Origin of the sequence: Streptomyces endophyticus (assembly GCF_035798155.1) — a bacterium.
Classification (GTDB): domain Bacteria; phylum Actinomycetota; class Actinomycetes; order Streptomycetales; family Streptomycetaceae; genus Streptomyces; species Streptomyces endophyticus.
Genome location: NZ_JAOZYC010000129.1, coordinates 81,251 through 90,776, shown reverse-complemented (window position 1 = coordinate 90,776; position 9,526 = coordinate 81,251). Strand labels below are relative to the sequence as shown.

At 70.3% G+C, this 9,526-nt stretch carries 10 protein-coding genes and 1 pseudogene; 5 read left to right on the top strand and 6 right to left on the bottom strand.

Going from position 1 to position 9,526, the window contains the following annotated elements; genetic code table 11:
- Positions 1–178: 178 nt before the first annotated feature.
- Positions 179–637, bottom strand: coding sequence for an SRPBCC family protein (locus OKJ99_RS22065; protein WP_326018909.1), 459 nt, complete (start codon positions 635–637; stop codon positions 179–181).
- 170 nt (positions 638–807) lie between these two features.
- On the opposite strand from OKJ99_RS22065, the gene OKJ99_RS22060 reads away from it, so the two are divergent.
- Positions 808–2,325: an MFS transporter gene (locus OKJ99_RS22060; protein ID WP_326018908.1), complete on the top strand. Its 1,518-nt coding sequence runs from the start codon at positions 808–810 to the stop codon at positions 2,323–2,325.
- Positions 2,326–2,371: 46 nt separating this feature from the next.
- Here the strand turns inward: OKJ99_RS22060 and OKJ99_RS22055 are convergent, their stop codons facing one another.
- Positions 2,372–2,617: a hypothetical protein gene (locus OKJ99_RS22055; RefSeq protein WP_326018923.1), complete on the bottom strand. Its 246-nt coding sequence runs from the start codon at positions 2,615–2,617 to the stop codon at positions 2,372–2,374.
- Here OKJ99_RS22055 and OKJ99_RS22050 point away from each other — a divergent pair.
- The 3 genes and pseudogenes from OKJ99_RS22050 to OKJ99_RS22040 all read left to right on the top strand — a co-directional run bounded on the left by OKJ99_RS22050 (position 2,504) and on the right by OKJ99_RS22040 (position 4,885).
- Positions 2,504–3,185 (top strand): annotated as a pseudogene (locus OKJ99_RS22050) (GNAT family N-acetyltransferase). The gene OKJ99_RS22055 and the pseudogene OKJ99_RS22050 overlap by 114 nt on opposite strands.
- A gap of 89 nt (positions 3,186–3,274) precedes the next feature.
- The gene (locus tag OKJ99_RS22045) at positions 3,275–3,712 is read left to right on the top strand and encodes an NfeD family protein (protein ID WP_326018906.1); all 438 of its coding nucleotides are present in this window, start codon (positions 3,275–3,277) and stop codon (positions 3,710–3,712) included.
- Positions 3,713–3,775: 63 nt separating this feature from the next.
- On the top strand, positions 3,776–4,885 hold the full coding sequence (locus OKJ99_RS22040) for an SPFH domain-containing protein (RefSeq protein ID WP_326018904.1): 1,110 nt from the start codon (positions 3,776–3,778) through the stop codon (positions 4,883–4,885).
- A 20-nt stretch (positions 4,886–4,905) separates the two neighbouring features.
- On the opposite strand, the gene OKJ99_RS22035 is transcribed toward OKJ99_RS22040, so the two are convergent.
- Genes OKJ99_RS22035 through OKJ99_RS22020 form a run of 4 tightly spaced genes read right to left on the bottom strand, consistent with a single transcriptional unit; the run spans position 4,906 to position 9,048 of the window.
- On the bottom strand, positions 4,906–5,433 hold the full coding sequence (locus tag OKJ99_RS22035) for a hypothetical protein (protein ID WP_326018902.1): 528 nt from the start codon (positions 5,431–5,433) through the stop codon (positions 4,906–4,908).
- 36 nt (positions 5,434–5,469) lie between these two features.
- Positions 5,470–6,489: a 3-hydroxyacyl-CoA dehydrogenase NAD-binding domain-containing protein gene (locus tag OKJ99_RS22030; protein WP_326018900.1), complete on the bottom strand. Its 1,020-nt coding sequence runs from the start codon at positions 6,487–6,489 to the stop codon at positions 5,470–5,472.
- A complete protein-coding gene (locus OKJ99_RS22025; RefSeq protein ID WP_326018898.1) occupies positions 6,486–7,598 on the bottom strand; it encodes an NAD/NADP-dependent octopine/nopaline dehydrogenase family protein in 1,113 nt (370 codons plus the stop codon). The genes OKJ99_RS22030 and OKJ99_RS22025 overlap by 4 nt, the downstream gene beginning before the upstream one ends.
- 55 nt (positions 7,599–7,653) lie before the next feature.
- Positions 7,654–9,048, bottom strand: coding sequence for a spinster family MFS transporter (locus OKJ99_RS22020; RefSeq protein ID WP_326018896.1), 1,395 nt, complete (start codon positions 9,046–9,048; stop codon positions 7,654–7,656).
- A gap of 254 nt (positions 9,049–9,302) precedes the next feature.
- On the opposite strand from OKJ99_RS22020, the gene OKJ99_RS22015 reads away from it, so the two are divergent.
- Complete coding sequence (locus tag OKJ99_RS22015) at positions 9,303–9,509, top strand: EF-hand domain-containing protein (RefSeq protein WP_326018922.1); 207 nt, start codon at positions 9,303–9,305, stop codon at positions 9,507–9,509.
- Positions 9,510–9,526: the final 17 nt, after the last annotated feature.

Sequence of the window (9,526 nt, the reverse complement as noted above, 5' to 3'; positions counted from 1 at the left end):
CGGCCTAGGGCCTGTCGTCAAACTCCCGTCTGCGCCGCGGCGTCTGGCACGCGCGCTCGCGGCGTTGCCGAAAAGTCCGAGTAGCTCCGCTACTAGGACCTTCCGGCGCCTGGCGATCGCACGCACCAGACGCCGCGGCGCCGCCCTTCGGGCGACGACGGGAGTTTGACGACAGGCCCTAGCGGGCGGCGCGTGGCGCGTTCGCGTGTTCCTCCAGCGCGATCCGCGCCAGCTTCGTCAGCATCATTCCGTTGCGGACCGCGACGAGGTAGTCGACCGGGAGCCCGTGCATCCGCGTGCCCGGGCCCCTGAGAGGGTGCCAGTCGAGGACGATGAGGGTGTGTTCGGCCCACGGGATGAGTTTCATCGCGATGCGGGCGGCGCCGAACGGGTCTGCCTTCGCCTCGAGTTCGAGACGTTGCCCCGGCTCGCAGATCCGGACCGTGCTGGTGTCGTCGAGGGTCAGCGGGCCGAAGCCGACCCGCACCTTCAGGGCGGCACCGACATCCGGCCAGGCGGGGTCGACGTCGAGCACCTGCTGGGTTCCCGTCACCCACTCCCCGTAGCGGTATCCGTCCGAGAGCAGCGCCCAGACCTCGGAGGGCGAGCTGAGGATCAGTCGACGCGTCCTGGCCATGGGTTACGCCACGCTCCTGTTCCCATGTCTCCAGCGGATACGGCCACCGCATTTCTCGAATTTCAGGACAAAACTAACAGCGCGCCCGTCTCCCCGCCTGAGCAGGCATGCCGCGCCCGGACCGGTTCGGACGGTCGCGTACGTACGGGGGCTCCGGGAGAATGTGCCCGATGGCAGCGAAGGACCGCCCCACTCCCGACGCCGCCCCCGGCATCCGACTCTCCTCGGCGCGCGGGCGGTGGATCCTCGCGTGTGTGGTGCTGGCCTCGGGCATGGCCATGCTCGACGGGACGGTCGTCAATGTCGCCCTCCCGACCATGGGACGCGACCTCGGCGCCTCCCTGTCCGCACTGCAATGGGTCGTCAACGCCTACATGCTGACGCTGTCCGCGCTGCTCCTGTGGGGCGGCGCGATGGGCGACCGGATCGGGCGGCGGCGGGCGCTCGTGCTGGGCGTGGCATGGTTCGCGGTCGCCTCCGCGGCCTGCGGACTCGCTCCGAACGAGGGAACCCTCATCGCCGCGCGGGCACTGCAGGGGGTCGGCGGGGCGCTGCTGACGCCCGGATCGCTGGCGTTGGTGCGGTCGGTGTTCCATCCCGACGACCAGGCCCGGGCGGTGGGCGCCTGGTCGGGGCTGACCGGCGTGGCGGGCGCTCTCGGGCCGTTTCTCGGTGGGTGGCTGATCGATGGGCCCGGGTGGCGGTGGATCTTTCTCATCAACGTGCCGATCGCCGCCGTCGTGCTGGCCATCGCCGTGCGCCACGTCCCCGAGAGCCGGGACACCGCGGCCGCGGACGCCCCGTTCGACCAGGTCGGCGCCGTGCTCGCGGCGGTGTGTCTGGCCGGGGTGAGTTACGCGCTGATCGGGTCGTCGGGCGGCGCGTTCTCCGCGGCGACCGGCATCGCCGCGCTCGTCGGTGTCCTCGCCGGTGTCGCCTTCGTGGTCGTGGAGCGGCGGCGGGCCGCGCCGATGCTGCCGCCGTCACTGTTCCGCTCGCGCCTGTTCAGCGCCGCGAACGGGATGACGCTGTGCCTGTACGCGGGGATCGGCGGCATCCTGTTCATGCTGCCCGTCCAGCTTCAAATCGCGCTGGGCTACGACGCGTTGGAGGCGGGAGTGGCCACGCTGCCGGTTACCGCGCTGATGCTGCTGCTCTCCCCCAGGGCCGGCGATCTGGCGCGCCGGGTCGGACCGACGCCGCCGCTGGTCGTGGGGCCCGTCGTCGCCGCGGTCGGGGTGCTGCTGATGCTGCGGATCGGTCCGGGATCGTCGTACGCGGCCGATGTGCTGCCCGCGGTCGCCGTCCTCGGGCTCGGCATGAGCCTCTTCGTGGCCCCGCTGACGACGACGGTCCTCGCGTCGGTGGAACCGGAGCACGCCGGTCTCGCCAGCGGTGTCAACAACACGGCGGCGCGGGTCGCCCAGTTGCTGGTGGTCGCCGCGCTGCCGCTCGCCGTCGGCCTGTCGGGCGACGCCTATACGCGTCCCGAGGCCGTGGACACGTCGTTCCACCGGGCGGCGGTCGGCTGCGCCGTGCTGTTCGTGCTGGGCGCCACCACGGCGGCCGCCTTCATCCGGCCACGGGCGGTGCGCCCGCGACTGGAGGACGCGCCCCGCCCGCAGTGCCGGTCCCATCTCGGCGTCTCCGCACCGGCGTTGGAACCGGGCGACGGGCGGCGGCCGTAGGTGAGGCCGCAATATGACGTGCAATCCGCGCCCGACCCTGCTGGGATCATTCGTCGTGAACGATCATCTCCTCAGCCACCCGGACCTGACGGACAGGATGGAGCGGTATCTCGCGGAGCACGCCTGCCATCTGCATCGCGGCATGGTCGGTGCGACCGTCACGGAGACGGAGGACCTCCTGGTCGCCGACAGCGGCCTGGACGACGACACCTTCAACATCGTCGCCGCGGCCCGCTTCACCGACGGCACCGCTACAGCACGCATCGCCGAGACGCACCAGACGCTGGCCCACACCGGACGCCCGTTCTCCTGGTGGGTCGGGCCCGCCTCGACGCCACCGGACCTCAGCGCCCGCCTGACGGCGGCCGGCCGGCCTGCCGGCAACCGAGCACGAGGCGGCGATGTGGGCCGAGCTGGACGACACCCTGCCGCAGCCCGCCGCCCCGGAACTGGACATCAAGCCGGTGGCCACACCCGAGCAGCTCGCCGACTACGCCACCGTTCTCGCCGCGAATTGGGATCCGCCCGCCGACACGGTCCGCCGCTTCTTCGCTCAGACCACTCCGCAGGCCCTCGACGCGCACCGCCCGGCCCACTACCTCGTCGGCTACGTGGACGGCCGTCCGGTCTGCTCGGCCGAGGTGTTCCACCACGCGGGGGTCGCCGGGATCTACAACATCACAACGCTCTCCGCCCACCGCCGGCGCGGCTACGGCGGCGCCATCACCCTCGCCGCGCTCCACACGGCCCGCGACCAGAACCACCGCATCGCGGTCCTTCAGGCATCCACCGACGGCGAGCCCGTGTACCGGCGTCTGGGGTTCCGGTCCTGCGGCCGGTTCACCGAACACGCGATCTGACACGCCAGAAGCACGCCGGTTACGTCTGTTCTGTCCGGTGTTCCACGCGGTAACTTTGACCAGAGGTCGCCCGAGGGAGGCTGATCGCCATGCCGTGGTACGTCTGGCTGCTAGTCGCCGCGGGGCTGGGCGCCGCGGAATTCTTGACGCTGACACTGGTCTTCGGGCTGTTCGCGAGCGCGGCCCTGGTGACCGCGGTGGTCGCCGGCGTGGGCGTCGGCCTGCTCGGCCAGCTCGTGGCGCTCGGGGTGACGGCGGCAGCGGGCCTCGTCCTCGTACGACCTGTCGTCATGCGCCATCTGGCGCAGACACCGCTCACCCGTGACGGCAGCGATGCGTTGATCGGCAAGCGCGCCGAAGTCATGCAGGAGGTCACCGCGACCCGCGGCCTGATCAAGCTGTCCGGGGAGGAATGGTCCGCTCGCACCCTCGACGAGAGCCAGGTGATCCCCGTAGGGGCGCTGGTCGATGTCATGGAGATCGAAGGCGCGACAGCGGTCGTCTACCCCCGAGAGCTCCTGCCCTGAACTGCCTGAACTTCCCTGAACTTCCCTGAACTGCCCAGCTGAAGATCCAGCAACGGAGGAAGCGTGGACGCAATTCTCATCCCGATTCTGGTGGCGGTCATCGTCGTCATCTTTCTCGTGGCCACCTCCGTGCGGATCGTCCCGCAGGCCCGCCGCTACAACATCGAACGGTTCGGCCGCTATCGCCGCACGCTGCAGCCCGGCCTGAACCTCGTGGTTCCGGTGGCCGACCGGGTCAACACCAAGCTGGACGTGCGCGAGCAGGTGTACTCGTCCGACCCCAGGCCGGTCATCACCGAGGACAACCTCGTGGTGAACATCGACACCGTCCTCTACTACCAGATCACCGACCCACGGTCGGCGGCCTACGAGGTCGCCGACTACCTCCAGGCCATCGATCAGCTCACCGTGACCACGCTGCGCAACGTCATCGGCAGCATGGACCTGGAGGAGACACTCACCTCCCGCGAGGAGATCAACACCCGCCTTCGCACCGTCCTCGACGACGCCACCGGCAAGTGGGGCATCCGCGTCAACCGCGTCGAGATCAAGGCCATCGACCCGCCGAACACGATCAAAGAGGCGATGGAGAAGCAGATGCGGGCCGAGCGCGACAAGCGCGCGGCCATCCTGCACGCCGAAGGGGAACGACAGGCCAAGATCCTCACCGCGGAGGGCACGAAGCAGAAGGACATCCTGGAGGCACAGGGCACGCAGCAGGCCATGATCCTGCGGGCGGACGGCGAGGCGAAGGCGGTCGAGCGCGTCTTCCAAGCCGTCCATCGCAACAACGCCGACCCGAAGATCCTGGCCTACAAGTACCTCGAAACGCTGCCGCACCTGGCCAAGAGCGAGAACAACACGTTCTGGGTGATCCCGGGAGAGCTGACCGAGGCGGTTCGCTCGGTCTCCAGCGCCTTCGGCGACCGCTCGACGATGGGGCTGCCCAAGAACGTGCAGTCCGAGGGGCCCGGCTCCGACGACGCCGCCTCCGACGAGACCGCGGACGACACCGGAACCCCGGAGATCGAGCCGGGCCCGAAGATCACGGCCGCGGCGGCGGCCGACGAGGTCGCCAAGCAGGCCGCCGCCGCGGTGAACAACGCGAAGGCGGAGGCCGAGGCAGCGAGGACAACCGCGGCGCCGGGCCGGGGGAAGCCGTCCACCGACTGAGCGCCTTCCCCTGTGGCGGATCAGAGCGCGGTCGACCGATCGGCGTGCGCCAGGATCCGCTCGATGTCCCAGGCGTGGTGGGCGGCATCGTGCGCATTGTTGCGGGCCACGTCCTCGGCCCGCTGCACCCCACGGTCCGCGTGCTCAAGCACCACGTGCTCGGCCAGCGCGGCGGACACCGAGTCCACCCAGGCGTCGGCCGCGCGCCGCAACGACCACAACGCGCCCGCGAGGGGAACGTCGTTGTAGAAACGGGCCTGCGCCAGAAGGTCCTGGTCATAGCCGGGGACCTGGCGCGCGCCGGTCAGCCGCGCCCCGGCCAGCCGCTCGGCCCAGTTGCGCAGATTGTCGGTGACGTGACTGACGTAGGCCGCGACGTTCCAGTCGAGCTCCGGATGCCGTTCATCGCCCCGACGCCCCTTCACCAGTGCCGCGTACCGCGCGGGCACGTAGCCGATCTGCGCGATGGCTTCGCGTGGCGTCAACGACCAGTCGAACTCGCAGTCCCGGCAAGGGTTCCCGTAGAGGCGCGCTCCCCAAAGTTCCATGGGACACCAACCTATCGCCCCCTGTCCGGGCCCCCCTCACCGGTCGCTTTCCGGAGGCGGCGCCGGCCGCTCCGACAGCACGGGGTCCGCGCGGAGTTCGGGGCCGCGCAACCGCAGCAGCTCCTCGAACTCCCTTATGCGGCCCGCCTGGTACGCGGCGGTGCTCTCGGGGTCGTACTCGTAGAAGCCGGTGTGGTCCTGGAGGCCGCGGCGGCGGTTCGCCATGTTGTCCTCGACCACGGCGGGCGCGCGGAACCGGTCGCCGAGCTGAGCGGTCAAGTAGCGGGAGGCGTAGTAGAGGATGTCGCCGCCGCCCCAGTCGATGAATTCGAGCGGGCCCAGCACGGAGAAGCGCGTGCCGAGGCCGGCGCGGACGGCCAGGTCGATGTCGGTGGCCGTCGCGACGCCCTCCTCGACCATGCGGGCGGCCTCGTTCATGACGAGGGCCTGGAGCCGGGGCACGATATAGCCGGCCGCGGGACCGCAGACGACCGGTATCTTCCCGATGCGGCGGAGCAGTTCGGTCATCCGCTCCACCTGCGCGGGGTCGGTACGGTCGCTGCGGCTGACCTCGACGAGGGGCATGAGGTCGGCGGGGTTCAGCCAGTGCGCGTTCAGGACGCGGCTCGGGTCCTCGACCAGGTCGGCGATCTCGGTGACGAGGAAGGTCGATGTCGTCGACGCGATGACCGCGTCGCCCGCCACGTGCGCGTCGACCCAGGACAGGATGGACCGCTTGACCTCGATGACCTCGGGCACGGCCTCGAACACCACGTCCGCGGTGGCGAGTCGGGACTGCGCGGACTCCCGGTCGCAGACGACGAGTTGAGGCACCTGGTCGCTGTCGGAACCGGTGGGCCGCAGGCGCTCAATCACCTGCTGCTCGGCCGCCTTCCGGTAGCGCACGCGGTCCTCGTCCGTCTCCTTGACGTCCGCGAGGGTGACATCCATGCCCGCGGCCAGGAAGGCGCGGGCGATGCCCTGCCCCATGCGCCCGGCACCGACCACCACCACGTCGATGCGCTGCGCCGCCCCGGTACGTTCCGTGTCCGTCATGCCGGCAACCCTTCGTGAAGCAGCTTGGTCAGTTCGGGACGGGAGAGGTGGGCCAGGTCGAGGGACTCCAGCGTGCGGCCCTCGGCGTACAGGTCCTTGCCGGTGACGGCGGACGCCACGCTCAACAGGCCCTGCGCGACCGGCGTGGGGACGTCGGCCCAGCGCCCCACCGACACCAGGAACGACAGGCCGAGGCGGGTGTCCTCCAGCATGTAGCGGTGGTCGAGCAGGTCGATCTTCTCCCGCCAGTCGCCGCTGTCGGTGAGCCGTTCGTGGGCCGCGCGGCCGTACATCCACTCGTCGCCGTCCGCCGCGTAGTGGTCGGCGAGCGGGAAGTGCGGGGCCGCGTACCCGAGGGCCTCGCGGACCGCGATGCGTTCGGCGTCCAGGGCGTCGGTGACCCGGCGGATCGACGGCTGCGTTCCTTCGTTGTGGATGTCCCAGGCCGAACTGTGCTCCAGCGGACCGGCGTTCATGAGGATGAGCGGCGGATGGATCACCGGCCCCGCGTTCATGAGCGCGCCGCTGAGGCTGTCCTCGACCGCCTCGACCGACGGATAGGCCTCCCGCAGCACGCGGAACGCGGCGTCGGACGAGCGGGCCGGGAGGACGCCGGTGGGCAGGCGCGTCGCGTACCCGCTCACCACCACCTCGGTCGGTCCGTGGGTACGCGCCAGGTAGGGCAGCGTCCCGGTCTCGGCGAGCGCGACGTCCGCCGTGTTGCCCGCCTCGGCCATCGCCTTCGCGAAGAGCACCGTGCCGAAGGTGCCCGGCGGCAGGAACACCACCTGGCCGTCCTGGAGCAGCGGTGCCACCCGGGCCGCCAGGTCCTCGTGCACGGTGGCCGGCAGCGGGACGACGACGAGCCGCGCGCCGCGTACGGCCTCCGCGAGGTCCGCGACGGGGTGGATGGCTCCGGCGCGGGCGGTGTCGCTCACCGGTACGTTCCTGCTGCCGCGATGGTCGCGGACGCCGAGGGCGCCGAGGTCGCGGAGCGCGTCCAGGGCCTTGGTGTCCCGCCGCCACCAGCGCACGGTGTGGCCGTTCTCCGCGAGTTCCGCCGCCGCGGCGTAGCATCCGTGTCCGCCGCCGAGGATGGTGATGTCCATGAGTGGTCCCGTTCCCTTCAGTTGAGCGTACGAAGCGGGGTCATGCGGGGTCTGGCTAGGAGGCGATGTTCGGTTGCCCCGCGGCGATCCGTTCCTCGCGTGCGAGGCTGCGGCGGAAGTGTGCGCAGCCGCGCCACAGCAGCACGATGCTGCCGACCGACGCGACGCCGTACACGAGCGACAGGGACGTGCCGATGCGCTGACTCGATCCGAGCAGCTCGTCGGTGACCAGCGCGACCAACGTCGTGCCCAGGCCGACCGCGGTCAGGTTCGAGATGAGCAGGAAGACGGCGGACACCTGGGCGCGCATCTGGTTCGGGCTGAGCACCTGCATCGCGGCGGTGGACGCAGGCATCGGGAACGAGGCGAAGAACATCGTGACCGCGAGCAGTGCCAGCGACAGCCACAGGGGCCGTACGTGCGGGAAGACGACGACCGGGACGAGCATGCCGATCGCGCCGATGACTCCGGCGCGCATCGCCCCGTCCGGGTGTCCGAGCTTGGTGAGCCGGTCGACCAGCCACCCGCCGAAGAGCACTCCGGAGCCGTTGGCCAGCAGGACGACGCCGCCCAACACATAGCCGACCTCGGTCGGGCTCAGCCCGAACGCGCGCATGTAGAAGGCCGGCACCCAGGCCATGAGGCCGAGCAGCACCATCGCGTAGCAGGAGAAGCCGGCGTAGTGGCAGATGAACGTGCGTGCGTGGCTGCGCAGGAAGGTGAACACATCACGCATGGCCACCTTCCGTACGGCGCCGTCGGCGTCCCGCGCGAGTCCGCGCCGCACCGGGTCCCGGACCGTCAGCAGGAACACCAGCGCGACGAGCAGTCCGGGCAGGCCGATGATGAAGAACGTCAACTGCCAGGCGTACACGTGTCCCACGAGCGGGACGGCCACGCTGTCGACGTCCTTGAGCAGCCCGATGACGTACCCGCCGATGAAGAACGCGGCGCTGCCGCCGATGAACGAGCCCAGCGAGTAGATCCCGGCCGCCCGGCCCAGCCTGCTCTTCGGGAACATGTCGCTGAACATCGAGTACGCGGACGGGGTCAGCGACGCCTCGCCGACACCCACCCCGACCCGGGCCAGGAACATGTGGGCGAACCCCTTGCTCAGCCCGGAGAGCGCGGTGGCCAGGCTCCACAGCGCGATGCCGATGGAGATGATCACGGGACGCGAACGGCGGTCGGCGAGCGCCGCGATGGGCAGCCCCATCACCGAGTACAGAACGGAGAAGGCGAGCCCGCTCAGCAGACTGAACTGCGTGTCCGTCAGGCTGAGATCGCGCTGGATGGGCTCGATCATCAGCGACAGGGCCTGGCGGTCCACGAAGGACAGGACGTAGGCGGCCGTGCAGATGCCGACGATGTAGCTCTTGTACCGCTCGGACATGTGAGGTGCGGGTTCGGGTCCAAGGTTGATTTCGGACAGCTGCGATTGCTCGGTCATGGGACGGCGCCTCATCGGGTCTGGGTGGGGTGGTGCCCGGCACGAGATGGAGCTGGCCAAACGAGTTCAGAGGCTATCCACGCCCAACTCCCCCAGCCATCCCGGGAATCCCGGTGCGGAGTCGGGGATTTCCCGCATTACCTGGGCCGCTTGCTGTCAGCCGGCTGCGGTGGGCGGTGCGGGAGCGGGGGCTCGGAGGTCCTAGAGTGGGGGCGGTCTTGAAACAGCAAGGAAATGGGGATCAAGTGGTCGACATGGCAGCCGCGGCGCGGAAGGTCTTCGACCGGTACGACGTCGACGGGGACGGGCAGTTGACTGCCGAAGAGTACCGGCAGGTCGTCGCGGAGCTCGGCGACACGGGCGTCACCGCAGAGGCCGCGCAGGACCTCATCGACACCATCGACAGCGACGGTGACCGGAAGGTCTCGTTCGATGAGTTCCGGGCCTCCATGGGGCTCTGAACACCGCCCCACCGCCT